This is a genomic window from Salmonella enterica subsp. arizonae (assembly GCF_008692845.1).
Lineage (GTDB): Bacteria > Pseudomonadota > Gammaproteobacteria > Enterobacterales > Enterobacteriaceae > Salmonella > Salmonella arizonae.
Map to the genome: position 1 here is coordinate 507,260 of NZ_VXJW01000002.1, position 26,971 is coordinate 534,230.

Annotated in this window: 24 protein-coding genes and 3 pseudogenes; 4 read left to right on the forward strand and 23 right to left on the reverse strand. The window is 47.6% G+C overall.

Annotated elements, in window-relative coordinates; genetic code table 11:
- Positions 1-7: 7 nt before the first annotated feature.
- Positions 8-892 (reverse strand): methylisocitrate lyase, encoded by an 885-nt coding sequence (gene prpB, locus F4V61_RS07065; RefSeq protein WP_038396785.1) that lies wholly within the window; start codon positions 890-892, stop codon positions 8-10.
- A 265-nt stretch (positions 893-1,157) separates the two neighbouring features.
- Between prpB and prpR the strand changes: the two genes are divergently transcribed.
- On the forward strand, positions 1,158-2,783 hold the full coding sequence (gene prpR, locus F4V61_RS07070) for a propionate catabolism operon regulatory protein PrpR (RefSeq protein WP_058345716.1): 1,626 nt from the start codon (positions 1,158-1,160) through the stop codon (positions 2,781-2,783).
- 71 nt (positions 2,784-2,854) lie between these two features.
- On the opposite strand, the gene yahO is transcribed toward prpR, so the two are convergent.
- Positions 2,855-3,130 carry a DUF1471 family periplasmic protein YahO gene (gene yahO, locus F4V61_RS07075; RefSeq protein WP_000848028.1) on the reverse strand — a complete coding sequence of 92 codons (276 nt, stop codon included), beginning with the start codon at positions 3,128-3,130 and terminating at the stop codon, positions 2,855-2,857.
- A 230-nt stretch (positions 3,131-3,360) separates the two neighbouring features.
- Here yahO and F4V61_RS07080 point away from each other — a divergent pair, with 230 nt between their 5' ends.
- On the forward strand, positions 3,361-3,993 hold the full coding sequence (locus tag F4V61_RS07080; protein WP_079828040.1) for a LysE family transporter: 633 nt from the start codon (positions 3,361-3,363) through the stop codon (positions 3,991-3,993).
- 56 nt (positions 3,994-4,049) lie between these two features.
- Here the strand turns inward: F4V61_RS07080 and F4V61_RS07085 are convergent, their stop codons facing one another.
- The 10 genes and pseudogenes from F4V61_RS07085 to F4V61_RS07130 form a co-directional block, all read right to left on the reverse strand.
- Positions 4,050-4,181, reverse strand: a complete 132-nt coding sequence (locus F4V61_RS07085) for a DUF2474 domain-containing protein (RefSeq protein WP_012210450.1) — start codon at positions 4,179-4,181, stop codon at positions 4,050-4,052.
- Positions 4,181-5,191: a cytochrome d ubiquinol oxidase subunit II gene (gene cydB / locus F4V61_RS07090; protein ID WP_038396790.1), complete on the reverse strand. Its 1,011-nt coding sequence runs from the start codon at positions 5,189-5,191 to the stop codon at positions 4,181-4,183. The genes F4V61_RS07085 and cydB overlap by 1 nt, the downstream gene beginning before the upstream one ends.
- Positions 5,188-6,591, reverse strand: coding sequence for a cytochrome ubiquinol oxidase subunit I (locus F4V61_RS07095; RefSeq protein ID WP_000393702.1), 1,404 nt, complete (start codon positions 6,589-6,591; stop codon positions 5,188-5,190). Before F4V61_RS07095 ends, cydB begins: the two co-directional genes overlap by 4 nt.
- A 116-nt stretch (positions 6,592-6,707) precedes the next feature.
- Positions 6,708-6,809, reverse strand: coding sequence for a small effector SsaA (ssaA, locus tag F4V61_RS07100; protein WP_000933133.1), 102 nt, complete (start codon positions 6,807-6,809; stop codon positions 6,708-6,710).
- A gap of 276 nt (positions 6,810-7,085) precedes the next feature.
- On the reverse strand, positions 7,086-10,055 hold the full coding sequence (locus F4V61_RS07105; RefSeq protein WP_058819931.1) for a type III restriction-modification system endonuclease: 2,970 nt from the start codon (positions 10,053-10,055) through the stop codon (positions 7,086-7,088).
- A gap of 12 nt (positions 10,056-10,067) precedes the next feature.
- Complete coding sequence (locus F4V61_RS07110; protein ID WP_079828038.1) at positions 10,068-12,026, reverse strand: site-specific DNA-methyltransferase; 1,959 nt, start codon at positions 12,024-12,026, stop codon at positions 10,068-10,070.
- A gap of 188 nt (positions 12,027-12,214) precedes the next feature.
- Positions 12,215-13,468, reverse strand: a complete 1,254-nt coding sequence (locus tag F4V61_RS07115) for an MFS transporter (protein WP_000288495.1) — start codon at positions 13,466-13,468, stop codon at positions 12,215-12,217.
- 299 nt (positions 13,469-13,767) lie between these two features.
- Positions 13,768-13,917 carry a hypothetical protein gene (locus tag F4V61_RS07120; RefSeq protein ID WP_012210453.1) on the reverse strand — a complete coding sequence of 50 codons (150 nt, stop codon included), beginning with the start codon at positions 13,915-13,917 and terminating at the stop codon, positions 13,768-13,770.
- A gap of 172 nt (positions 13,918-14,089) precedes the next feature.
- Positions 14,090-14,381, reverse strand: a pseudogene (locus tag F4V61_RS07125) (MerR family DNA-binding transcriptional regulator); the annotation flags it as partial.
- The gene (locus F4V61_RS07130; protein WP_349251639.1) at positions 14,368-14,652 is read right to left on the reverse strand and encodes a cation transporter; all 285 of its coding nucleotides are present in this window, start codon (positions 14,650-14,652) and stop codon (positions 14,368-14,370) included. The gene F4V61_RS07130 and the pseudogene F4V61_RS07125, both read right to left, overlap by 14 nt.
- Positions 14,653-15,813: 1,161 nt before the next feature.
- Here F4V61_RS07130 and F4V61_RS07135 point away from each other — a divergent pair.
- The gene (locus tag F4V61_RS07135) at positions 15,814-16,707 is read left to right on the forward strand and encodes a LysR substrate-binding domain-containing protein (protein ID WP_000545338.1); all 894 of its coding nucleotides are present in this window, start codon (positions 15,814-15,816) and stop codon (positions 16,705-16,707) included.
- 2 nt (positions 16,708-16,709) lie between these two features.
- On the opposite strand, the gene F4V61_RS07140 is transcribed toward F4V61_RS07135, so the two are convergent.
- From F4V61_RS07140 to F4V61_RS07195, 11 genes and pseudogenes are all read right to left on the reverse strand, one after another.
- Complete coding sequence (locus F4V61_RS07140; protein WP_001000311.1) at positions 16,710-18,395, reverse strand: electron transfer flavoprotein-ubiquinone oxidoreductase; 1,686 nt, start codon at positions 18,393-18,395, stop codon at positions 16,710-16,712.
- A gap of 200 nt (positions 18,396-18,595) precedes the next feature.
- On the reverse strand, positions 18,596-18,814 hold the full coding sequence (locus tag F4V61_RS07145) for a CoA transferase (RefSeq protein ID WP_012210455.1): 219 nt from the start codon (positions 18,812-18,814) through the stop codon (positions 18,596-18,598).
- A 23-nt stretch (positions 18,815-18,837) separates the two neighbouring features.
- A complete protein-coding gene (locus F4V61_RS07150; protein WP_000835379.1) occupies positions 18,838-20,001 on the reverse strand; it encodes an acyl-CoA dehydrogenase family protein in 1,164 nt (387 codons plus the stop codon).
- 9 nt (positions 20,002-20,010) lie between these two features.
- Positions 20,011-20,856 (reverse strand): FAS1-like dehydratase domain-containing protein, encoded by an 846-nt coding sequence (locus F4V61_RS07155; protein ID WP_134949317.1) that lies wholly within the window; start codon positions 20,854-20,856, stop codon positions 20,011-20,013.
- A gap of 32 nt (positions 20,857-20,888) precedes the next feature.
- On the reverse strand, positions 20,889-21,830 hold the full coding sequence (locus F4V61_RS07160) for an electron transfer flavoprotein subunit alpha/FixB family protein (protein WP_000157768.1): 942 nt from the start codon (positions 21,828-21,830) through the stop codon (positions 20,889-20,891).
- 10 nt (positions 21,831-21,840) lie between these two features.
- Positions 21,841-22,590 carry an electron transfer flavoprotein subunit beta/FixA family protein gene (locus F4V61_RS07165; protein WP_000866756.1) on the reverse strand — a complete coding sequence of 250 codons (750 nt, stop codon included), beginning with the start codon at positions 22,588-22,590 and terminating at the stop codon, positions 21,841-21,843.
- A gap of 36 nt (positions 22,591-22,626) precedes the next feature.
- Positions 22,627-22,797, reverse strand: coding sequence for a hypothetical protein (locus F4V61_RS22640; protein ID WP_176169250.1), 171 nt, complete (start codon positions 22,795-22,797; stop codon positions 22,627-22,629).
- Positions 22,798-23,420: 623 nt separating this feature from the next.
- Complete coding sequence (locus tag F4V61_RS22805) at positions 23,421-23,510, reverse strand: hypothetical protein (RefSeq protein ID WP_134940432.1); 90 nt, start codon at positions 23,508-23,510, stop codon at positions 23,421-23,423.
- Between the two features lie 106 nt (positions 23,511-23,616).
- Positions 23,617-24,788 (reverse strand): annotated as a pseudogene (locus F4V61_RS07185) (IS3 family transposase).
- Positions 24,789-24,898: 110 nt separating this feature from the next.
- Positions 24,899-25,348: a type VI secretion system baseplate subunit TssE gene (tssE, locus tag F4V61_RS07190; RefSeq protein ID WP_000375391.1), complete on the reverse strand. Its 450-nt coding sequence runs from the start codon at positions 25,346-25,348 to the stop codon at positions 24,899-24,901.
- Positions 25,349-25,430: 82 nt separating this feature from the next.
- Complete coding sequence (locus tag F4V61_RS07195; RefSeq protein WP_000095318.1) at positions 25,431-25,724, reverse strand: bacteriocin immunity protein; 294 nt, start codon at positions 25,722-25,724, stop codon at positions 25,431-25,433.
- Between F4V61_RS07195 and F4V61_RS07200 the strand changes: the two are divergent.
- A pseudogene (locus F4V61_RS07200) lies at positions 25,663-26,793 on the forward strand (ISNCY family transposase); the annotation flags it as partial. The gene F4V61_RS07195 and the pseudogene F4V61_RS07200 sit on opposite strands and share 62 nt — an antisense overlap.
- Positions 26,794-26,971 lie beyond the last annotated feature (178 nt).

Consider the following 26,971-nt stretch of genomic DNA (forward strand, 5'->3'; position numbering starts at 1 on the left):
ATCCGGCCTACGATTTTTTGGTGTACAACGCGTCGAGCTTCTCTTCGTACTGGTAATAGTTAATGCTTTCGTATAGCTCGTTGCGGGTCTGCATGATGTCGATCACGCGCTTTTGCGTCCCTTCCTGGCGCAGCACGGTATAGACTTTTTCCGCGGCGCGGTTCATGGCGCGAAACGCCGACAGCGGATAGAGCGCCATCGCCACGTTTGCGCTGCGCAACTCGTCGGTAGTAAACAGCGGCGTCGCGCCAAACTCAGTGATGTTGGCAAGGATCGGCACCTGCGCCACATCGGCGAACTGGCGGTACATCGACAGTTCGGTGATCGCCTCCGGAAACAGCATGTCAGCCCCCGCTTCCACGTAAGCCTGCGCGCGATCGAGAGCCGCCTCTAGTCCTTCCACCGCCAGCGCATCGGTACGCGCCATGATCACAAAGTTCGGATCGGTGCGCGCATCCACCGCCGCCCGAATCCTGTCCACCATCTCCTCTTTCGAGACGATCGCTTTATTTGGACGGTGTCCACAGCGCTTAGCGCCGACCTGATCCTCAATATGCAGTGCGCCAGCGCCCGCTTTAGTAATGGCCTTTACCGTCCGCGCGACGTTGAAGGCGGAGGAGCCAAAGCCGATATCCGCATCCACCAATAGCGGCAGCGGGCAAACATCCGTGATACGCCGGATATCGGTCAACACATCGTCCAGCGTCGAAATCCCCAGATCCGGCAGTCCGAGCGAGCCAGCCGCTACGCCGCCGCCGGAAAGATAGATAGCCTGATACCCGGCCCGTTGGGCTAACAGAGCATGATTGGCATTGATAGCGCCAACGATTTGCAATGGATTTTCTTTGGTGAGCGCGGCGCGAAATGCCTGCCCCGGCGAATGTAAAGACATATCTCGTCCTCATGCTATTAAATTGTTAATCTAGATATGTTAACTAAAGCAAGGGCTATGCCAGACAAAGAGGTCGAGAAAAAATTAAGTAAAATAAAATTTAAAAACAGATAATTACAGTGACTTCGTTTATAAAAAAGTGTGATTAAGGAAGAAGAAAAGCGTGTCAGTTAACGTTTCATGAAACGAATTATTCTGTTTCATTGCAACATTTATGAAACACGTTTAAAACAACAACTCGGCCCTTAAACATGAACCTACTGCGATGGCGACTACCCACGGCGCTCCGCGCGATAATACCGATAAACCGGTGATCTGGACGGTCTCCGTAACGCGTTTGTTCGAATTGTTTCGGGATATCAGCCTGGAGTTCGATCATCTGGCGGCCATTACGCCTATTCAGCTCGGCTTTGAAAAGGCGGTGACCTACATTCGTAAAAAACTAGCGACTGAGCGCTGCGACGCGATTATCGCGGCGGGTTCTAACGGCGCCTATTTAAAAAGTCGCCTGTCGATACCAGTGATCCTCATCAAGCCCAGCGGATTCGATGTATTACAGGCGCTGGCGAAAGCGGGAAAACTCACCTCGTCTATCGGCATCGTGACCTATCAGGAGACCATTCCGGCTTTACTTGCCTTTCAGAAAACGTTTCACCTCTGTCTTGAACAGCGAAGCTATGTCACCGAAGAGGACGCGCGCGGGCAAATTAACGAACTTAAGGCCAACGGCATTGAGGCCGTCGTCGGCGCGGGATTGATTACCGATCTGGCGGAAGAAGCGGGAATGACCGCTATCTTTATTTATTCCGCGGCGACCGTTCGTCAGGCTTTCCATGATGCGCTGGATATGACCCGTCTGACACGTCGACAGCGCGTGGATTACCCATCCGGCAAGGGATTACAAACCCGGTATGAACTGGGCGATATACGCGGCCATTCGCCGCAAATGGAGCAGGTCCGCCAGACGATTACACTCTATGCCCGCTCCAGTGCGGCAGTGCTGATTCAGGGGGAGACGGGGACCGGAAAAGAGCTGGCGGCGCAGGCGATTCACCAGACGTTTTTTCACCGCCAGCCTCACCGTCAGAATAAGCCATCCCCTCCCTTTGTCGCCGTCAATTGCGGCGCGATTACCGAGTCATTGCTGGAAGCGGAACTGTTTGGTTATGAAGAGGGCGCGTTTACCGGTTCACGACGAGGAGGCCGTGCGGGCCTGTTTGAAATCGCACACGGCGGCACGCTGTTTCTTGATGAAATCGGCGAAATGCCCTTGCCGTTACAAACCCGACTTTTGCGCGTACTGGAGGAAAAAGCCGTCACTCGCGTCGGCGGACACCAGCCGATCCCGGTGGATGTCCGGGTGATCAGCGCTACGCATTGCGATCTGGATCGGGAGATAATGCAAGGACGTTTTCGCCCCGATCTCTTTTACCGCCTGAGTATTCTGCGCCTGACGCTTCCCCCTTTGCGCGAGCGGCAGGCTGATATTTTGCCGCTCGCGGAAAGCTTTTTAAAACAGTCGCTGGCGGCGTTGGAAATTCCGTTTACCGAATCGGTACGTCATGGATTGTCGCAATGTCAGCCGCTTTTGCTGGCGTATCATTGGCCCGGTAATATTCGCGAACTGCGTAATATGATGGAGCGACTGGCGCTTTTTTTAAGCGTCGATCCCGCGCCAATGCTGGACAAGCAATTTATACGGCAACGATTACCTGAACTTATGGAAAATACAGCAGAACTGACGCCTCCAATCGTAGAGGCGCTCACGTTGCAGGATGTGCTGGCGCGCTTTAATGGCGATAAGACCGCCACGGCGCGTTATCTGGGGATTAGCCGTACCACGCTTTGGCGTCGTTTAAAAAGATGCGCTAAAAAACCGTCGGGTAATTAAGGCGGATACCGGTTGCCAATAAAAAAATACCCGCCGGAAATCCAGACGGGTATTTTTATGATCCAATGCTTTTATTTCTTTTTATAAATATCAGCCGTACCATGAATTTTATTTTCTGTCTGCCCGGACGTCAGCACGACCACATCCGCCCCTTTCTCATCCGCCTTCTTAATTAAATCTTCTCTGGCATCCAGCGGTGACATTTCCCCAGTGGTGGAAATCGTGCCAATTTTCGTGTACTGCGAAGCGACTTTATCAAACTCCGTTTTTTTCATCATTTCTGCGGCATAGGCATTTGTCACGGCAAACGCTAATACGCCAAGCATAACCTTGTAGCCCGTTTTCATAGTAAACCCCTCGTTTATTATTACGCTATCATCGCTTTATCAGAACAAAAATACCGTTCGGACTGATTAAATAAGTAGCGTAGATTGCAGGAAAAATCCAGTCAGCCCCCGTTCTGTCGGCGTAACAACGCGGATTAAAAAGCCCCTGCTTTGTGATCTCACTCGCAATCGTCTGGTTTGACTATTCATAAGATGAACGTTATTTCTTGAGGCTATGGGAAGAGTTGTCTATGGAGCCGTTTCATGCCGTTGTACTTACCGTCAGTCTGTTTGTGTTAACTTTTTTTAATCCCGGCGCGAATCTGTTTGTGGTGGTGCAAACCAGCCTCGCATCAGGTCGACGGGCGGGGGTAATCACCGGCCTGGGCGTCGCCACGGGAGACGCCTTTTATTCCGGACTAGGGCTTTTCGGTTTGGCGACGCTCATTACGCAATGTGAAGCGGTATTTTCTCTTATCAAAATTGTCGGCGGCGCCTATTTATTATGGTTCGCCTGGAGCAGTATTCACCACCAGGCGACGCCGCAAATGAGCACGCTCCAGGCGCCGATTGCCGCCCCGTGGACGATTTTCTTTCGCCGGGGATTAATGACAGATTTATCCAATCCGCAAACCGTACTGTTTTTTATCAGTATTTTTTCCGTAACGCTGAGCGCAGAAACGCCCACATGGGCGAGGTTAATGGCCTGGGGCGGGATTGTGCTGTCATCCGTTATCTGGAGAATTTTCCTCAGCCAGGCCTTTTCACTCCCAGCAGTGCGCCGCGCTTATGGGCGGATACAGTGCATTGCCAGTCGTGTTATCGGCGCTATTATCGGGATATTTGCGCTCAGACTTCTCTATGAAGGCGTGACGCGACGATAGCGCATTGGCAAAGGCGCGCTTCCGCCAGAGACGAAAGCGCACCAGGGAAGTATCAGTCAGGAGCGAAATCCTGCGGAGGTCATAAGTAGTCTAAACAACATCCCGACGCCCGCCAGCAGAAGTACGCTGGCGCACCATATCGCTACCATCCAGACTACTCGCCGCGACCATTTTTTCACTTGCGCCATCAGTGATATCCCTCTCCATGTCGTACTTTTCCACGGAAGACGTAGTAGCTCCAGAAGGTATAAGCCAGAATGACCGGGATGATTACCAACGCCCCAACCAGCATAAAGCCCTGGCTTTGCGGCGGCGCTGAAGCGGCATACAACGAAATATCCGGTGGAATAATGTTCGGCCAGATACTGATGCCTAATCCGCTGAAACCCAGAAAAATCAACCCCAGCGTGAGAATAAACGGACGCGCATGGGATTCTGGTTTTTTCACGCTGCGCCATAGCCAAAAGCTAAAGGCCAACACCAACACAGGCACCGGCAGGAAGTAGTACAAGTTAGGCAGCGTGAACCAGCGCTCGGCGATGTCATCATGGGTCAGAGGCGTCCACGCGCTAACGCCGCCCATCACCAGTAACAAGACGATCAACAACGGGCGCGACAGCTCACACATCCGGCTGTGCAGCGGGTCTTCGCTTTTCATAATCAACCAGGTGGCACCCAGCAACGCGTATGTCACCACCAGCCCCACACCGCAGAACAGGTTAAACGGCGTTAGCCAGCCAAGCTGCGAACCGCTGAAGGTTCGCCCTTCCACCTGAAAACCGCTCACTACCGCGCCAACCACAACGCCCTGGGCAAAGGTCGCCAGAATTGACCCAGCGATAAAGGATTTATCCCAGAAGGCGCGATGCGATTCGGTGGCTTTAAAACGGAATTCAAAGGCGACGCCACGGAAGATCAGGCCAAGCAGCATAATCACCAGCGGGATAGTCAGCGCATCGGCGATGACGGCATAAGCCAGCGGGAATGCGCCGAAAAGCCCGGCGCCGCCCAGCACCAGCCAGGTTTCGTTACCGTCCCATACCGGCGCGACCGAGTTCACCATCACATCGCGATCGTGTTTATCACGAATAAACGGAAACAGGATACCGACGCCCAGATCGAAACCATCCATCACGATATACATCAGCGTGGCGAACACGATAATAGCAAACCAGATAACTGGAAGATCGATGGTCATTCGCGTTTCTCCTGCTCAAGCGATTCCCCTACGGCAGAAATAGGGCGTGCGGGTCTGCCATCGGTTTCAGCAGTCGGTATTTCCGCCGGCTGCGGCCCTTTCTGGATAAGGCGAATCATATAAATATACCCAACCCCAAAGACCAGGGAATAGACCACAAAGAAGGCCAGAAAACTGATGCTCATTTGTAAGGTGCTGTGCGCGGAGACCGCATCACGCGTACGCAGTAGGCCATAGACCACCCACGGCTGACGCCCTACTTCAGTAGTCACCCATCCGGCAAGGATAGCGATAAGACCGGACGGCCCCATCCATAACGCAAAGTGCATAAAGGGCCGCGAATGATACAGTCGATGTCGGTATCGTAGCCACAGGCTGGCCAGCCCCAGCAGGATCATCAGCACGCCCATGCCCACCATAATGCGGAATGACCAGAACACCACGGTAGAGTTGGGGCGATCCTCTTTAGGATAATCTTTAAGCGCAGGCACCTGTTTATCCAGGCTATGAGTCAGGATCAGACTACCCAGCGCCGGGATCTCAAGCGCATAGCGGGTCCGTTCCGCCTTCATATCCGGCCAGCCCACCAGCGTAAGCGGCGTTGGTTCGCCGGGCGTATTTTCCCAGTGTCCCTCAATCGCGGCAATTTTGACCGGCTGATGCTTTAGGGTATTAAGGCCGTGCATATCGCCAATCAATGCCTGAACGGGCGCAACCACAACCGCCATCCACAACGCCATTGAGAACATTCGGCGGATAGCCGGCGTATCGTTACCTTTCAATAAATGCCAGGCGGCGGACGCGCCGACAAACATCGCGCTACTTAAAAACGCCGCGACGGACATATGCAACAAGCGATACGGGAACGACGGGTTGAAGATCACCGCAAACCAGTCCGCCGGGACCACCTGACCATCATGAATTTCAAATCCCTGCGGGGTATGCATCCAACTGTTAGACGCCAGAATCCAGAACGTGGATATTAACGTGCCCAACGCCACCATACAGGTAGATAAGAAATGCAGGCCCGGCCCGACTTTGTTCCAGCCAAAAAGCATCACGCCTAAAAATCCCGCTTCAAGGAAGAATGCGGTGAGGACTTCATAGGTTAACAAAGGCCCGGTGATACTCCCGGCGAACTGGGAAAAGCCGCTCCAGTTCGTCCCGAACTGATAAGCCATAACCAGCCCGGAGACCACGCCCATCCCAAAGTTGACGGCAAAAATTTTGAGCCAGAATTGATAGAGCGAGCGCCAGACAGGATTACGTGTTTTTAGCCATAAACCTTCCAGTACCACCAGGTAACTGGCTAAGCCAATGGTAATCGCAGGGAAAATAATGTGAAAAGAGACGGTAAAGGCGAACTGGAGTCTCGCTAAAAAGAATGCATCAAACTCCATGATCCCTCCCGTTTATATACAGTCACTTTGTGTAAAATATTCACTGTTCGCAACCAGGTTGAAACGAAACGGTTATTTTCCCCAAACGTGAAAATGCCGGGGAATATCCAGATAAATTACGATTTTTTTTGCGGTTGGCTATCAGGTTTATCACCCGACTCTGGCGCTTCGGAGGGATCGTCTTTTTCGACAGCGAAACGGTAGTATTTATTTAGCATAACATGTCTCCCTTAGTTACATTCAATTGGCAATATCTACCCTGCCATTATGAAAAATAACGGCAAAACAAAACACAGCGTTCTCAAGACTATTCGCAATTTCAGCAAAATACTCTTAGCTGAAAGTTAAGAATAGACGTAAAACGATAACCTTCAAGTCAACGCTGTTTAAGAGACGGATGATAAGCGAAGTGAGAATGACCGGAGCGCTCGCTGCGTTGCGGTCATTTTATAATGTCTATCAAAAAGATAGCCGTAAAGGTCCATCTAAATTCGTTAGTTCCACTTCCCTTCAATCAAGCCATTGATCGTAGAAAATACCGTCGGCGCGCTGGTCGCTTCCACATACTCGACATTGATATTTTGCCGACGCAGCATATCGAAGAACTTACGTTGCGCATCAAGAATAACGTGATCGCCTACGCGCATATTTTCTGCTTTAGTTTCAACCAGTAAATAAACGCTGTCGGCGTGCTGACGCTCAATACGGTAGACAAAATCCGGCGTAGTAGAGCCCCCCGTGTATTTAGGGATCTGAATGGCCCGCCTGGGGAGTTTGCCAAACACGGAAACCTGTTGCGGATAATGGTATTTTAATAGCGGCAATTCTGGGTCGACGCTGTCATAACGCAACGGCGGTATTTGATAGAGAGAACGGGGATCATCTATTGCATTTTCATCCACATTTTTGCCCAGCATTTCAGCGTTAATCTCCTGCCTGAACTGCCGTACTGTAGGATCAAACACCGACGTTGAAGCCTGCAAATCAAGAGGCAGATAATCGTGGCGCTGCGCAAAATGCGCATTAATCCGCGCCTGTAACGCGCGGGTCATATTGTCCAGCGAGATCTCGCTTAAATAGCGCGAATCTCCCTGCAAAACATCGCGCAGCATCGCCATTAACACCGGGTGCAGAACGTTAACCGACAGACTGGTACGTAACGCCAGTTGCTTAAGGAAGTGGCCATATTTCATTCCCGCCATGAATTCGCTGGCGGCTAATTCGCCTTCCCGCTGCGCCACTTCAAAACGACCATTATCCTCATTCGACACCAGCCGTTGTTGCATCTGGCTTGGCTTCTGGCGAACGTATAACGTCGGGTCGCGCAGCACCCCAGCGGCAATCTGTTCCAGTGAAGAACCGCTACGCTCGAATTGCAGCATATAACGACGGGAAAACTGTTCCCAGATACCGCTAAGTTGCTCCCAATTCTCTTTACGTAACCTGACCCGCAGTCGGGAGGCGGGCTTATTATCACGAATGCGATCCGCGCGCACGCGCGCCTGCGTCAGCTCAGGGTAGAACTCCAGTAGCCACGCAAAACCACTTTTGGTTTCCCCGTTAAACGTGACGCTGGGTTTAAACTCATTACTCCGGTTGATAAGCTTTTTATCGTCCAGATCTTCCAGCAAACGAAGCTCCGTAAACGTTGGATCGACTTTTTGCCGCTCGGTGACGATGAGTGTGATCATCGCCTCATCCAGTTTCTGCTCATTGAGCTGAACCTTGCTGTCGCGATTAATCTCATCAACCAGCATACTGGCGAACGTTTTTTCATCATAACCAATCAGAAACGCCAGTCGGGACGGCCACTCTTCCTGCTGAACGCGATGGCCGTTTTCGTCCACCGGTAGCCGCAGACCGCGCCCTACTTCCTGAATTTTGCTCGACTCGCTACCGGAAGAACGTAATTTAGCAATGACAAAAACATTCGGGTTATCCCAGCCTTCGCGAAGCGTCCATTTTGAAAACAGAAAGCGGCGCGTTTCCCAGTTGCCGTGATGGTCTGAAAAACTGAGCAACTTCTCTTTATTTTTCAGAATATCATCTACTTCAGCCTGGATCGCCTCATCGCCGCTTCCCCGGTCTTCGCCAAAATAGCCAGCGTGGACGTTTTGGTTATCCGAGTGCAGGCTGGCGAGCGTGGCCTGAAGAAACGACAGATACTCCACTTCCCGCGGCAAGGTCTTGCGCTGATAATCGTCAATGAGTTGTGTCAGCTTCTTTTTCAGCAAGCGCTCAAAAGTGACTTTCAACCAGCCTTCGTCATCGCGATAGCTTTTAATGCTGTCAATAAAGAAAAGGCTTAATGTTTTAATACGCGGAGCATTATTTTCTTGCTCATTACTGCGCAAGAAATTTGCCTGCTCGATGTCAAAATGCTTATCAATAGCGTTCTGAATAATCAGTTCCTGGTAGCTCGCGCCAAAGGTTCCTGGCACCAGCGCCATCCCGGCCTCCAGCTCCAGGTCGTTCGACAACATTTTACTGCCGGCATATTCAATACTGCCTTCAAATCCTGCATCGACATCGGCGAGATTTTCGCCCACGCCAACCTCGGCAATTTTGCTCCCCCGTCGGAGGATTAATTTCTTTGCCGTGACGCTGTCAACGATATAACGATTATTGGCCTGCTCTTCGGGGAGATTCGGGTAATAAATATCAATACCTTTCACCAAACCATCGTTAAAACTGTCCACCGCGTTGAGATCAAACTGCGGTTTCCGGCGATAGTAATCTTTACGTACACATTTATTTTTACCCTTACCTTCGACAATATCCGGGAAGGTAGCGCCAAAGCGTACGATCATTTGCGGCTGAATAGCCTGAATCGCTCGATAAAATTTGTTATCTCGCGCAAAACGATGCGGTTCATCAATAATGACCACCGGTCGCGTCATTTGCAGCCCTTTAACTGGCGACGTCAGCCCGCCCAGTAGCGTTTGATCGTAATCGTCTCGCGTCATACTGGCAGAATTGAGCATTTGCGCATTGATCAGCAAAACCTGAATCGTATGGCTATCACGACGGCTGGCATCAGTAAAACTTAATAGCTGGGCCGGAAAATTTTTACGCCCCGACTTTACTTTAAAATCACCGGCGTTGATGGTGCAAAGTTCCATCCGCGTATTTTCGTAGAACTGTGAAAAATGCTGTCTGGCGTAATCGCTGGTGATAAAGTTCCGCGCCCCTTCTTTAATGGCTGGCGTCGGCACCACCAGTACAAACTTGAAGAGACCGTATTTCTGGTGCAGTTCATACATCAACCGGGTATAGACATAGGTTTTACCCGTCCCGGTCTCCATTTTAACGTCAATATTGGCCTTATCGTCGTAGCGTCCGTTAATCAGCGGATTAGCATAGTGATTATGATCGACCTGCGCGTGATCGATACCGGTGAAACTCGCCAGAATCGCCGCTAACGCCTGTTCCTGATGGGGAAGTTCTTCCAGTAAAATATTCATCGTCATCCCCGCTTAATAACGCTTCACCAGGTTCACTTTTTGATCGAGCTGTTTTAAGCCGATTTCCAGTTCACGAATGGATTCAAGGTCGAAAGAGTAGCCGTAAATGACAATAGTCTGAACCGGAAGCTGGTGCGTACCCATGCGGTTGAGTAGATCGCGGGTCTGCTCTGTTCCCCATCGTTCATCAATCAGATACAGGCGCGTATTATCAACATACATGGCGCGATAGCCGGAAAAATCAATGGTCTGTACGTCAATATCCATTTTATAGCCATCGGTGACCAGCCATGTTGTTAATATAGTCGCTTCGCCGCTTGCGCCGCCCGGCACGCCCAATCCTCTGGCGGAAAAAGGATTGATCATGTCGGTAAATCCCGATTCGGTGAAAGCGACCAGTTGACCGCTGGAATTGATAAAATGACCGGTAGCAATATCGAAGCTATCCAGATCGTCCAGCGTTTGCTGTGTTGGGGTGGCAAAACGATAATGTTTAAAACCGAGATCGCCATTCGTCGCAGGATTGGTGGCACGGATCTTCGCCGCAACGCGTTTAATTCGATCGCGGCTGATTTCATCAATGGTGTTGTAACCCGCTTTTTTGGCGATAGTGTTATGGTTTAGTGTCTGATCGAGAGTACAAAGAATAAACGCGCGCTGCCCTCCATCTTCTTCATTCAGCGCCATCACTGCATGAGCCGTGGTGCCGGACCCGGCAAAAAAGTCCAGAACGATGCCGTTTTTATCGATAGCGAGCTTGATGATTTTCTTCAATAACGCGGTAGGCTTCGGCGTATCAAAAACGTTGTCGCCGAAGAGATCCAGAATCTCCTTTTTCCCCTCTTTATTCGACGCTACGTTATCCCAGTAATTGGTGGTTGGCTGCCCTTTACTGTGATGCGCGTACATGACTCGCTGGGGAATACCGCCGTTATCTTTGCCAAAATAGACCAAATTATCGGCCACCAGTTTTTGGTAACTGGCTTCAGGATAAGCCCATAACCTTTTGTGTACCGTACCATTCGGCGTGGTAATTTTATAGGTATAGCCGCCGCCGCTCAGCCCTTTTGACACCGTTAACGGCACCGGTCGCCATTTTCCATCTGGAAACTGTTCGGTCGGTTCTTTATAGGATTTCTGAATATACTCTTTAGAAAGCGGTTCTAAACGTAAGGCGCCCTGGCCGGTTTTGGCATAAACAAGAATGTATTCCCCCTGGGTGGAAACGTTATCAGAGTCGTTAGAAATCTCTTTTTTGCGCTTCCACATCACATTGGTGACAAATCCGCCTTCGCCAAAAATCTCATCCATCATTAATTTAAGATTGGCGTGCTCATTATCGTCGATAGAGATAAAAATAAATCCGGTATCTTTAAGAAGTTTCCTGGCCAGGAAAAGACGCGGATACATGAAAGATAACCACGCGGAGTGCGTCGATTTTCCCTGAATGGATTTTAAGCGCGCCAGTTCAGTATCATTAAGACCGAACATATCCTGCAACGCCCGATCGCTATATTCAAAATGATCGGGATAGACAAACCCGTCCGACCCGGTGTTATAAGGTGGATCGATATAGATCATATCGACGGTATCAGCGTAATTATTTTGCAGATGGCGTAAAACATCCAGATTATCCCCGGTCAGAAAAAGATTATGACTGTTTTTGTTTACAGCCAGAGTATTATGTTCCACGTCAGGGACGATAACGGTAACGGATTTTTCACCCGCTTGTTTTTTTGCATAATCTTTGCCAATAAAATCAATCTGATAACCGCTAGTCAGCTCATTGATATTACGTTCTTTCAGCGCGCGCTCAAATCTGGCGAGATCAAATCCGCCTTTCGCGATCAGTTCGCCCTGCTCGTCATAGCGATCGGCAATAAAAAATTCCGGTAATGCACGTTGTAACTCAGACAGAAAGGCGCTATTCGGGGCAACAGACTCGTTGTGTTTTTGGTTATCTTTCAACATGATATCTTCGCTCCGTTGATAATTTTAAGGTCCAACAATCAATTTCTTATAAAGAAAAAAGTAAGCGATGATTGTAATGGTCACGAAAGGCAGATGCCATCATTAACCTTGGTTGTTCATTGAAAGGACGTGAAAACGACGGGAGGAAGGAGCGCTCCCGGCGACAGTATGCGCCAGGAGCGTACTTTTTACGTGCGATGACCGACGGCCGACTCCGGAAGTGAGTCGCTATCTGTACCGGAGATGACGACTCCCCGGGTCTCGCGACCAAATGCCACAAATACACAGATTAAAATAGCCACCGCGCCAGCCACGATCGCCATTGCCAATCCGTAATTTCCACCATGCGTTTCCGCGATGCGGGCCTGTAACGTCGCATTAACCGACGCCAGTAAATTACCGAGTTGGTAAACAAACCCTGGCAGCACGGCGCGCGCATTCGCCGGAACCAGCTCGTTCAGCCAGGTCGGCACGACTCCCCAGGCGCCCTGCACCATAAACTGCATCAGGAACGCGCCCAGGCCAATCGTGAATGATCCGCTGGAAAATGCCCATAGCGGGAGTACCGGAAGCGCAAGAAAAGCGGCGATCATGATCGCTTTTTTACGCCCAATACGTTCCGATAGCGTACCGTAGAAAATGCCGCCGAGCATCGCGGCAATGTTATAAAAAATCGCAATGATACTGATCAGATGCGGATCAAAACCATGCTGCATCTTCAGGAAGGTAGGATAGAGATCCTGCGTCCCGTGACTGAAAAAGTTAAAGAAAGCCATGACCAGCACCAGATACAGACACAACTTCCACTGCTTGCGCAGAACAGGAAGCAGCGCGGTATTCTCTTTACGCGCTCTGGCCGCCAGCCAGACGGGTGATTCCGGCACTTTAAACCAGATATAAGGCAGCAACACAATGGGCAGGGCGCCAATCAGGAACATACCGCGCCAGCCAACCATACTGTAGAAGAGGCCAAAAATAACCGAGGCGAACAGATAGCCGCAGGGATAGCCCGCCTGAAAAATGCCCGACATCAGGCCACGCGAACGATCGGGAATGGTTTCCATCGCCAGTGATGACGCGACGCCCCATATCCCGCCCATCGCCACGCCGTACATGACCCGAAAAATCAGAAATGCCATGAAGGTGGGCGACCAGGCGGAAAGCAGTTCAAACACCGTAAAGAACAGAATATTGAGCATCAGTATCGGTCGACGTCCGTACTTTTCCGCCATTCGGCCAAATAGCAGCGCGCCAATGGGACGCACCGCCAGGGTCAGCATAATCGCAATGGAAACGTCCGATACGGAAGCGTGAAACCATTCGGCGAGATCGCTAAGTACAAAGACAAGGATAAAAAAATCAAACGCATCCAGCATCCAACTGGTAAAGCTGGCAAACGCCACATGCCGTTGTGTCATCGTCCAGTTCAGGGGAGTGTACATAGGTAATGTCCTGCATCAAAAATAACATCAAGCTTTGACGCGGCGAGGCGAAGAGAAACTCTCCCATCGTCAAAGCGACGTAACAAGGTAGCGTTGCGCTACTTATTTGTTATGTTTTTGTATATAGCAGGTAAAACATTGGCAAAAATAGACAAATTATTACATATTATTAACAAAACTTACTGCCACATGATTTGTCACAGTTTTTATAGGGATTCTGTCCTGTAAAGAAAAGCGAGGCGTGATTATCGTATCGTGGTCGGCCTGTTACCAGACCGATCGCAACTGGCTATTGACTATTACAGATCGTTCGGCAGGAAACCGGTCTTTTGCAGGGCTATGGCCATCTGTTCTCCGGATAGCGACGTTTCCACCTCAACCAAACGCGTCACCGGGTCAGTTCTCACCGTCGCATTAGCATCGAGAGCCAGAATCATCTTTTTTACCATACTGGCGCAGCCGCCTCAGGTTATGTTATCAATATGGAACCACATGATGAACCCCTTTTGTGTGGGAACTGTTGCCAGTCTGGGCCTGGCCAGTGTTGGAAGGCCAAGCGTAATTTCAGGTCTTACAGACGCGGCAGTGAATCATCGCCTTAAAGATTTGCGCAATGTGCTACATATTCTGGATGCGCCTGACCAGCTCATCGATAGGTGTCTGCGCCAGGCGTTTGACGTCAACACTTTGCCGCGACTGGTTATTCCCAAAATTCAGTAGGCCTCTGATTTAATTGGCTAAAAAGCCAAGAGCATGCGCAGCGTATAAAATGTAACTGGCTAACGTCAGCCTGGATATAAGCCCAATAGCCAGAATCCGTCCGACTTGCCGCGGGAACCAGACTAATCTATTCATAGTAGCGAATCATGCTGGCTGAAACTTTCGATGCTTTAGCTGCTTTACCGATGTTTATGACGCTTCTCCTCATGTCGTGGTTGTGTAGGATAGGATTGCCATCGCCGACAAACGTCATCTGCCCATACGCTGCTTTCTGGCGCCGCGATTACTGCCTCCGCCGATGCCGTCCCTCGGACGGTGGCGCGTTCCGTCGCCAGATTCTCCCTGGCGTCCGTTACACCAGGTACAGCCTTAATACCTTTTTCAGCGCGAGCGGCATACGACACGCAAGTCATACCTTCAATAAGTAAGCTTATCGCGTCGTGACAATTTTCTGGCTGACTCATGACGAATTTCCCATCGTGACTATTCGGTATCAGAAAGCCTAAAGCTTGTCATTGTGGGCAGGTTAAGCTTATTCAGGCTGAACAGTTCGGTGAGAATGAGAGATGACTCACAAAAGAGGGATGATGCGAAACATTCACTGCACGATGCTGACAAACGCCCCGTAAAAAACCCGTCAGGAACGCTTGACCTTTCCTTCGTTGTAACGGCTGAACTTTACCAAAAATTCTGCGGTAGTGCTTCGGAATGTCCAGAAGGCTGCGGCTGAGGAATCCCGGTTCCTATGGCCAGTTGTACCAGTGCTGGATCCTCCCACAGCGCCAGCCCACTTCACTATTATCAGGGGATTCACCGCTCTGCTCACTCATGACCGAACGGAGCTCCTCCAGGCTTTTTAACAGGCGTTCTGCCTAGGTGAGATTCAGTATCGGATCGGTGTTTTTCAATTTTCAGCTCCTTAGTAGGCTAATTTGGAGTCACGCTGATAATCACACTCAGATTGATATATTTAGTAAATCTCCATTAAACATATCTCTCGTCGGTTTCCCGTCGCGCAGATCCGGTTTCTGGCGTTCCCGGATCAGCTATTCAGGTTGGAACAAAAACTTAACAGACATACAGACCGTAGCACTGGCCTGGAAAAACAGCGTGATGATACTCTGCTGGAGGTTATGTGTGAGAAAGAGACTGTGCGGCCCTGCGTGGCGAAACTGATCTTTGTGTGCGCTTTATTGACCTATGGAGGCGTATCATCGTTTGTGATGGTGTTTGTAGTCTATCTGTGTGTTGCTGAAAGAGAGCAGGTATCGGCATCCACGTTACAGACGACCCCGACAGTATGTCTGACGTGCTCCCCTGTCAGCGGTCATCAGCATCCCACCAGATCTGCCCTGAATCATGGATGACTGTGGCGGGTCTGACTGGTTAACCCCATTGGTATAATGGGGTACAAATAAGGTAACGGGGCATCCAGGGAAAATAATTCTTTTCCTGAGCAAGGATATCACGCATTTTTCGGGACATAGTCGTACGGTAACACCGTCAGTCTGCGTTTTATAGTGATCTCGACGTGACAGAAATTCGGGTAGGCCGAAATACTCAGTCTGACTGAGACTATAAAAAATTCAGCCTACTATATTATACATTAATTATGAGTTACAACGATGCACTTTGATATAAAAGATTTAAAATTATTCCTTGCTATCAGTGAAGAAGGGAGCTTAACTCGTGGATCGGAAAAAACATACATGTCTGCCGCATCTGGTTGCGTACGTATACGTAATCTTGAACAGAGTATCAATCTGAGATTGCTGTATCGCAGTAGCAAGGGGGTAACGTTATCCCCAGCAGGTGAAACATTTAAACACCACGCCAGTCTTATTGTGAATCAAATGGAAATGTTACGTAGCGATATGCAGGAACATGTTAAAGGTATCAAAGGACATGTCAAAATATTTTCCAGTATAACTGCTATTGCAGAGTATCTCCCCCCATTGTTGGGCCATTTTCTTACACTATATAATGATGTGAATATTGATCTCAGGGAGTATCCAAGTCCGGAAATTGTACGTTCTGTCATTGAGGGAAGAACAGATCTCGGAATTGTTGCTGGTAATATTACAACAGATAATCTTGAAATACTGCCGTTCCGTACTGATAGGCTAGTGCTTATCACCGCGACAGACCATCCATTCGCTGACAGAAAAAGCGTAACCTTTCTGGAATTAATGGAATATGAACAAATCAGCCTGCCTGAAGGAACTGGAATGTTTGAATTTATCCGAAAAAAGGCAGAACTAGTACAATCTAAACTAAAAATTAGAATACAGGTCGGCAATTTTGAAACATTTTGCCGTATGGTTGAAGCAAAAGTGGGCATTGGTATTATGCCTCACTCTGCTGCATCCCGTTTGCGTCAGTTGCATGAGTTTGCTATTATTGATCTTGATGACCCTTGGTCATTAAGAAAATTACAGCTCTGCGCCAGAAGCTTTAACAAATTACCCGGTTACACACAAAAGCTGGTTGCTATGCTCATACCTCAGACAGAGCGATAGTGTTACATCCCCGTATAATTTGGTCCGCTGCCACCTTCAGGAGTAGTCCAGGTTATATTTTGTTTAGGATCTTTAATGTCACAGGTTTTACAGTGAATACAGTTCTGCGAATTTATTTGTAGACGAATATTTTGTGTTTCACCATCCTGTAAAAATTCATATACTCCGGCAGGGCAATATCGTGCTTCGGGGCCACCATAAATATTCAGATTAATTGATATAGGGATATTCTGATCACTAATTTTCAAATGTACTGGCTGGTCTTCATCATGGCAGGTGTTGCTGAGATAGACGGATGACAAAATATCAAACGTCAGTTTACCGTCAGGTTTATCATACACTTTTCTCTGGCTTGTGCTGGCAGGTCGCAAAGTAACATTGTCCGGTTGGTTATTTTTTACACGCCAGGGGATTTTTTTTATACCCAGCCGGGGAAGCAGCCAATGCTCAATACCAGCCATGATAAATCCCACCATATGCCCTTTTTTGAACCAGGGTTTGAAATTACTGCCATTTTCCAGTTCCTGCCAAAGCCAGCTCTGTTGCAGCAATGTTTGATATTCTGTCAGTAAGTCGTTTTTTCTATTGTCCAACAAAGCATTAAATATAGCGTCAGCCGCTATCATGCCACTTTTGATAGCTGTATGTATGCCTTTGATTCTACTTGCATTGAGTGTACCGGCATTACAACCAATTAGTAGACCACCGGGTAAACAGGGATCAGGCATAGACGGAATCCCGCCGTTATTGATCGCTCTTGCGCCATAACCAATACGCCTACCCTGGTCAATATATTTACGTATAGAAGGGTGTGTCTTCAGGCGCTGCATTTCCTGAAAAGGATTTAACCAAGGGTTTGAATAATCAAGCCCCACAACCAGACCTAGTGCAATTTTATTATCATTAAGATGATAGAGAAATCCTCCCCCGAATGACTCTTTATCCAGAGGCCAACCTGTAGTGTGTATTACAAGCCCCGGGCGGGACTGGTCTGATGGAACCTCCCACAATTCTTTTATGCCGATGCTAAAACTCGGGGGGGCTTTACCTGTATCAAGATGAAATTTTTTGATCAGCTCTTTAGCCAGATGTCCGCGGGCCCCTTCGGCAAAAACAGTATACTTTGCCAGAATTTCCATTCCACTCTGGAAACCCTCTTTCATGCTACCATCCCGATGACGTCCCATATCACCAGTTGCCACACCGATAATGTTAGCATCCTGATCATACAATATCTCAGCCGCCGAAAATCCTGCATAAATATCCACGCCTGCCGTTTCTGCCTGATCAGCGAGCCATTTTATGAGATTACCGAGACTTATTATAAAATTTCCATGGTTGCGAAAATTGTCAGGAATGAGTGCATCCGGGATATTAATACTTTTTTCATTCATCAGTAAAAGTAATTTATCCTGAGTAACCGGTTGTTTAATTGGTGCACCTCTTTCTTGCCAATCAGGAATTAGTTCATTCAGCGCTCGGGGATCCATGACTGCCCCACTGAGAATATGAGAGCCAGGTTCAGATCCCTTATCAAGGACGATAATAGACAGTTCTTTTCCTGCGTCATTTGCCTGTAATTTAAGTCTGAGAGCGGCAGATAATCCGGCAGGTCCTGCTCCCACAATAAGAACATCACATTCTATCGTCTCACGTGATTGCCGGGTATTAGAAAGTGTATCGTTCATTATTAACCCCTAAATTTCATCGCCATAGGAATAGCTATATTATGTAAATCAACTAGTATTGATACTGTAACCAGTGAAATAAATCCCATACTAATAAAACAGTTGGAATGTATAGCAATGCTCCCCAGAAAAAGGTGTCCATAAGGCTATATAGCCGATTGTCACATATTAAAAACAAACGTCGACGATGATAAAACACCTCAAAAGATGTATATTTGGCTTTCTTTTCCAGATAAAAAAGATATATGCGAATTATCTATAATCTTCTTTTCACAATTGCGGGCAAAATCCCCACCTTCTGGGTGTTCTATTTTAATTACCCATGTACCATAATCAGCCAACTGTCGGGTACAGAATGGAGAGGCAATGGCATGTTCAATCAAGACTATAATGACTTCGGGCAGCGGTAACTGTTTCATGATATTTTCCAACTTATGTGGGATCAGAATGAACGTGGCATCTCCAGTACATGCTCAGCGATATAACTCAGAATCAGGTTGGTAGATATGGGAGCAACCTGATATAAACGTGTTTCTCTAAACTTACGTTCGATATCATACTCACAAGCAAAACCATAACCACCATGAAATTGCAAGCAGGCATTGGCTGCTTCCCAACTGGCTTTCGCAGCAAGATATTTCGCCATATTAGCCTGTGCTCCACAGCTAAGTTTCTGATCAAAAAGCTCGCAGGCTTTAAAACGCATCAGATTAGCCGCTTCTACTCCAATAAATGCTTCTGCAATAGGAAACTGCACCCCCTGATTCTGACCAATGGGACGTCCAAAAACCTCACGCTCGCAGGTATAGCGGGTAACACGATCAATAAACCAATATCCATCCCCTATACATTCTGCCGCAATCAAGGTACGCTCTGCGTTTAAGCCATCAAGTATGTAGTGAAAACCCATACCCTCTTCACCAATGAGGTTCTCTTCGGGAATTTCCAGGTTGTCAAAGAAGAGTTCATTGGTTTCATGATTGACCATGTTGGGAATAGGTTGTACCGTCATTCCATTTTTCATAGCCTCTTTAATATCAACCATGAAAATAGACATCCCTTCGGATTTACGTTTTACATCTCCAAGCGGAGTAGTTCGAACCAGAAGAATCATCCAGTCTGAATGTTGAACACGTGAAATCCAGACTTTTTGTCCGTTTATTACATATCGGTCTCCTTTTTTTACAGCTGTAGTTTTTATTCTGGTGGTATCTGTACCTGTTGTAGGTTCTGTGACGCCCATCGACTGCAGGCGCCATTCACCAGAAGCTATCCGTGGCAGCCAAAATTGTTTCTGTTTATCGGAGCCATGGCGTAACAAAGTATTCATGTTATACATTTGACCATGACAGGCTCCAGAATTTCCACCCGATCTATTGATCTCTTCCATGATAATAGATGCTTCAGTTAAACCAAGTCCTGATCCTCCAAATTCCTCCGGGATGAGCGCAGCCAGCCAACCTGCTTTGGTTAGTGTATTAACAAACTCTTCAGGATAACTTTTTGTTTCATCTATCCTACGATGATATTTATCATCAAATTCACTACACAATGAACGAACCGCATCACGAATATCTTGATTTTTATCCTTTTCGATACTTTTCATAATTTTTCCTCAATAAACCAGCACCGTGGCTTTCATTGATATATAGTTGTCCGGCCCTGCGGCCCATAATGTCGCAACATCACCATCAACACGTCCACATAACCGTATTGGATCAGGACTGAACAAGGGGGATATAGCACGGAATTGCAGATTGCGGATTGTCACGTCAGGGCGGTTGTTCTTTAACAGGTCGACCAGCAGGGTTGCTGTCAGTGGACCCTGGACGACCAGCCCAGGATACCCTTCTTCATTCCTGACATAATCAAGATCATAGTGAATGCGATGAGTATTAAATGTTAATGCTGAATAACGAAACAGCAGCGGTGGATCTGGCTTAATTTTGTGAGAAAACTGTTCTTGTGGAACATCATACGAGGCTTTCTTCTTGTGCTTCTTGTGAGATGTAACAGCTTCACAATAGACAATAGTGTGAACTTCGGTCATAATATCTCGTTCGTTGGATCTATATAGATGTTCAACATTAACGAACACCAGTTTCCCGCTAGAGCCCCTTTTCTCAAGAATCTCTTTGACTCGCGACGTTTTTTCAACTTTTTCACCCAGAAGGAATGAAGTATTCCAGGTCATTTGACTCGATGCCCACATTCTTCTTGGTAAATCAACGGGGGGTAGAAAATGACCTTTTATCGGATGACCATCAACGGATAGATCTGACTGGCGGTCGGCAGGAAGAAAATAGAGCCAGTGCCATAATTCTGGCAGAATGGCCCCTTCTTTAAAGTTTTCGATATCTTTATCCAGAGTGGCGGCCAGCAGCTTAGCGGGACCGGGGTTAAGATAATCGGTGTTGCGCAGAATGCCAGGCCGCCAAATTTGAATATCTGTATCTTGCATAAAAGTCACCTTTAATCAGGAAAATATATGATTTATAATTTATCTATAAGCTCAGGTACAGCTTTGAATATATCTGCTACCAGACCATAATCCGCAATAGAAAATATAGGCGCGTCAGGATCCTTATTAATAGCGACAATGATGCCTGATTCTTTCATTCCAGCAAGATGTTGTATGGCACCAGAAATTCCCAAAGCAATATAAAGTTGAGGCGCAACGATTTTGCCGGTCTGACCAACCTGATAATCATTTGGGGCATAACCAGCATCTACCGCAGCCCGGCTTGCACCGACGGCAGCCCCTAATTTATCTGCCAGATTTTCAACAAGCTCTTTGAACGCCTGCGCACTTCCTACTCCTCGTCCACCTGATACTACAACTCGGGCGGATTGTAAGTCTGGACGGTTACTTTTATTAACATCTTGACTAATAAATTTTACCTGATCTGAACCAGTAACAACCTCTGTAGATGCAATGGGGGCTTTTCCCCCCTCTTCCGCAGCCGCAAATGCGGTAGGACGAACAGTTATCACTTTATATTCATCATCACTGTGCACTGTGGCAATAGCACTACCCGCATAGATTGGACGTTCAAAGGTATGTTGATCAATGACACGCGTAATATCACTAATCTGAGATACATCAAGTTTTGCGGCTAAGCGTGGCGCACAGTTTTTTCCAAAAGAGCTTGCAGGGAAAAGAATTGACTGATAATGATTTTTGTCTCTGTTCAAAAAATAGCAGATCTGTTTTTCCACATTCTCTGCCAGAATGTGTTCGAATAGTGCACCGTCAGCAACAAATACAGTGGATACCCCCTGAATATGACTGGCTTTAACTGCAATATTTTCTATACCATACCCTAACATAAGTATATCTATATCACTATCAATGGCTTTCGCCGCAGTGATTGTACTGAGTGTTGAAGGTAAAAGAATGTTGCCATTATGTTCAGCAATAACTAAAGAAGCCATGTTTGTCTCCTTAAATTATTTTTTCTTCGTTTTTTAGTTTATTTAGCAACGTGCTAATATCCGGAACAATTATGCCGGCCTCCCTTGTTGCTGGCTCATCGACTTTGATAGTAGTCAATTTGGATGACGGGCTGATACCAAGTGAATCGAAATTTATCTCCTCAACAGTTTTTTTCTTGGCTTTAATAAAATTCGGCAAGCTGATATTTCTCGGTGTATTCAGTCGGAGATCTGTTGTGAGTACTGCTGGCAGAGATAAACTCAATGTTTCTGCTCCTCCATCAATCTCACGAACAGCAGTTAATAAATTATCAGAAACAGTAACTTTACTAATATTAGTGGCCTGAGGAAGATCGAGTAATGCTGCCAGCATTTGACCTACCTGATTACAATCATCATCAATAGCTTGCTTGCCTAATAATATAATATCGGGTTTTTCATTCTTAGTAATAGCTGTGATAGTTTTGGCTACAATCAGTGGATCAAGAGACTTTTCTGTTAATATATGTATTGCCCTGTCAGCCCCGTATGCCAGTGCTGTACGCAATACGTCTCCTACACCTTTATATCCTATAGACACTGCAACAATCTCGCTGATTACCCCCCGTTCTTTTAAACGTACTGCTTCTTCAACTGCTATTTCATCAAATGGATTGATACTGAGTTTACAGTCAGAAATATCAACATCAGAATGATCTTGCTTTATTCTAATTCTAACGTTATGATCGACAACTTGTTTTACACAGACTAAAACTTTCATTAGTGACTCCTTCATATATTTACTAAATACTACGAGTCAAAATTCCCTTTGCTTTTTTCGGCAACTTCTCTGGAAATTATTTTTCTCAGATGTCACCGTATCTTCTAAATCAATGATTACGCCATCAGCACATGTGTTATTTGCTTTTTCAAATCGTTCAGGACAATTCTCAGGAACGAAAAAAAAAGACTGTTCTAAAATTTGCATTCTCGTCTCCCGTTTAAATGGGGTACCTGATAATTCAATGTATCTTAAAAAAAGATTTTGCTGAATTAGCTTTTATCTAATCCCCCGTTAAAATTGATTCAGGTTCTCTGGTAACAGAAAGCAAAATGTAAATTATTGTTACAACAACAAAGATAAAAATAAAATTTAATGCTTTGATATCAGTAACGTTTCAGAATAGTAGACGGTCGACATTACGCACCTGTTCAGGAGTAAATTCGCCTATACCGTTCCTCGAGAACATCACTGATTGTCTGCTGAACCGGATTTAGTCTTGTCACCTTTGGCGGAGAACAGGCTGACGATACAGGAGAGCATTAAAAATCCCGGGACAGTCATCTACAGGGGTTAGAATGACCAACATCGTTTCATAACAACACCCGTGACTTGGGCATGAAGCTCCACTTAATCAAAATCGCTGTTTGTGGAGTAAATCCCATGGCCTGCCGTCGGCTAAGAATCACTGCTGATACGTCACTGGCCGCACTTCACTTCATTTTCCAGATTGTGTAGGGCTGGAGTGATGATTACCTCCATCAGTTTCATATTTACGGCAAATATTACTGTCTCTCTTACGACGGTAACATCGCTTTGATGATTCAACCTTAAGGTCGAAGATTCTGGTCATAGTCATACTTAACCAGTGCGTCTTCGGAAAAGTAATCGTTAGGGTCGGATTGTTTTGGTACGCTCACCTTTCAGCTTGGCATATCACCGAGCATGCGAGCAAAATCGACGCAATTATAAATCGCAATGGCACAAATAAGGCACAAGGGGAGAAGGTGGTTTACTTTGTAGTGGTCAACTAAAACTGGCCACCGCGTTAGAGTTTTTCCAGTATCGATTTTCCGATTCGTTTGGGGGTAACCCACCGTTATATTCGTGCGGTCTTAGTGCGCGTAATATCCAACGATATAGTCCGTTATGGCGTGAGCTGCCTCGCTGAAGCTTACGTAACCCACCACCGGCATCCATTCGTTCTTCAGACTCCTGAAGAAGCGTTCCATTGGGCTATTATCCCGGCAGTTTCCGCACCGGCTCATGCTCTGCCTGATCCGGTATCGCCACAGTAACTGCCGGAACTGCCTGCTCGTATAATGACTGCCCTGGACGCTGTGGAACATCACCCCGGCTGGTTTGCCACGCGTTTCCCACGCCATTTCCAGCGCTTTGATGGTCAGTCTGCTGTCCAGTGAGAACGACATTGCCCGGCCCACCGGTTTCCTGGCGAACAGGTCGAGAACAACAGCAAGGTATGCCCAGCGTTTACCTGTCCAGATATACGTCACGTTGCCGCACCACACCTGATTTGGCTCTGTCACTGCGAACTGCCGCTCAGGGTGATTCGGGATAGCAATGTGTTCATGGCCACCACGTTTATACCGGTGAGCAGGTTGCTGACAACTGACCAGCCCCGGCTCTTTCATGAGCCTGCCGGCAAGCCAACGTCCTGTACGGAAGCCTCTCAGCGTTGCCATGGTTGCGATACTTCTTGCGCCGGCAGAGCCATGGCTGATGTTATGCAGCTCCAGAACCTGGCTGCGTAATACAGCCCGCCTGCCGTCTGGCTTTTCTTTTCAGGGCGGTTTTCCCGGTATTTGTAGCTGCTGCGATGAACCCCGAACACGTGGCAGAGTGTGGCCACCGGATAATGCGCTCTGAGTTTCCTGATTATCGGGAACCGTTCAGAGAGTCTGACATCAAGAGCGCGGTAGTCTTTTTTAGTATTTCGTTATCCATTTCAATACGTTGTGTTTTTTTCTTAGCTCATGTATTTCAATTTGTTCCGGAGTAATGGGAGAGGCTTCAGGCGTTTTTCCCTGCCGCGCATCACGCAACTGCTTCACCCATCGCGTCATTGTGGAAAGGCCGGCATCCATAGCGCTGGCTGCATCTGCCACGGTGTAGTTCTGATCAACAACCAGCTGAGCGGATTCACGTTTGAATTCCGCGCTGAAATTTCTTTTTTTCATTAAGGCACCTGTGTTGTTCTGAGGTGAGCATATCACCTCTTTTCAGGTGGCCAAATTCAGTGTGCCACTTCAATCCGTATCGAATGAGGGTAAGAGTTGATAAGAGTTGATTAGATAAACTTATGGTTTTCCAGATGCTGTTGTTGTTTCAAGTGCCTGATCATCACTTTACCCTCAGACATAAACTCGGTCCCATACCGTACAAGCCCGATACCTCTTAGTTCCGCATCGATGGCGTAGCGCAACTCCCCGGGCACTTGCTGTTCGAGTAAGGTTACATTAAGGGACTGCAAACGGGGTTCATACTTGAGCAGAACACCGGCCAGCGTATCGATCAGCTCGTGGGCGGTCCCGGGCATGCCTTGCAGGATTTTGGTCATATCCGGCAAACCATAATCTTGGAGATGGGATTGGGTCCCGGCCCGGGCGTTCAAAATACTCTGGATGTTATCCAGCACGGATAAAATGACCGGGTCTTCTTCGTTTACAGCTTCAAGGGGAAGGTCCCCTGTAAAGTTGCCAGTAAGAATTTCATATAAAGATGGGGATTTACGGTCCATAACAATAACCTAATTTGCATTGCCATCATGTTAAAGTCTAACTTAAGGCTGCTATACAGCAGTCATGATGTTATTCTATGACCTAGGAGTCCTTAAATAATGGAAGCCCTTGAGATTTCCTCCATTCTTTGACGATTTCAATTACCCTATGAGGTTCCCCGTCTTCGTCTTTTTCAGGGTAAACAATTAAGTCGCTGCCTTTAGGGTGTGCCGTTACTTGAATAAAGTTATCCATTAATTTATCAAGATACTCATCCAGCTTACTTCCCTTTAAATCTTTAGCCTGCCTTGTGCTTTTCCTAAATTCTTTAAGAATGGCTAAAAACTCTTGCTCTGTATACTCTTCAATTTTGTTCTTTAAAACTATTGAGCTCATAATTTCACCTAACTCCATATATCTACATCGCCGCGATGCAGCGTCACAGCTTGGCATCTCAGAACGTCAGGCGCAACGGCTTATCAATCGTTACCGGGTTTCTGGTGCTGAAGGACTTGTCAGCCGTAAACGCGGCCAGCCCAGCAATCGCCGGTTGACCGAATCGCTTAAACTGCGCGTACTCACGCTGATACGTGAAAACTACAGTGACTTTGGGCCCACGCTGGCCGCTGAAAAACTCAGGGAACGCCATGATATCCGACTTTCAATCGAGACCGTCCGCAACTGGATGACGTCTGACGGACTCTGGGTCCCGCATGCTCGTCGCAAGTCACGGGTTTATCAGCCCCGACATCGTCGTGATTGTCTGGGTGAACTGATCCAGATCGACGGCTCCCATCATGACTGGTTTGAAGGTCGTGCGCCAAAATGCTGCCTGCTTGTATTTATCGATGATGCCACCGGCCGCCTGATGCATTTGCGGTTCAGCGAGTCAGAAACAGCCTTTGATTACATGCTGGCAACCCGGGAATACATTGAGCAGCATGGGAAGCCGGTATCGCTGTACAGTGACAAACACGCAATATTTCGCGTCAGTGGTCCGGAGAACCGCAATACCACCGTTACCCAGTTCGGACGTGTACTCTTTGACCTGGCAATCGAGCTTATTTGTGCCAACAGCTCTGAAGCTAAAGGCCGCGTGGAACGTGCGAATCAGACTCTTCAGGATCGGCTAATCAAAGAAATGCGTCTGGAAGGTGTTACCGGCATTGAGGCCGCGAATGCCTGGCTTGCCACTTTCATTGCAGACTTTAACCGCCGATTCTCACGTCCGGCCAGGTTCCCGAAAGATTTGCATCGTCCGGTGCAGGAAAGCCCCGATGAATTAAGAGACATCTTTGCCTGGCATGATGTCCGTACCGTGTCGAAATCACTGACTTTCCAGTACGATAAGATCCTTTATCTCATGGACCCAACAGAAGAAAACAGCCGTCTTGCCGGTGAGAAAATTAAAGTGCTGGATTATCCCGATGGCACCCTCGCCTTCCACTACGGACACCGGAGCCTTTGACCCTGGCCCAAATTCAGTACAGTGCTAAATCAGAGATCTTCGTCTTTCTGACCCTGGCCCAAATTCAGTACAGTGCTAAATCAGAGATCTTCGTCTTTCCGGAGACTTCGGATAAATTCAGCCGGAGTCATGTCATTTAATGATGAATGCGTTCTCTCATGATTGTATTCCCTGC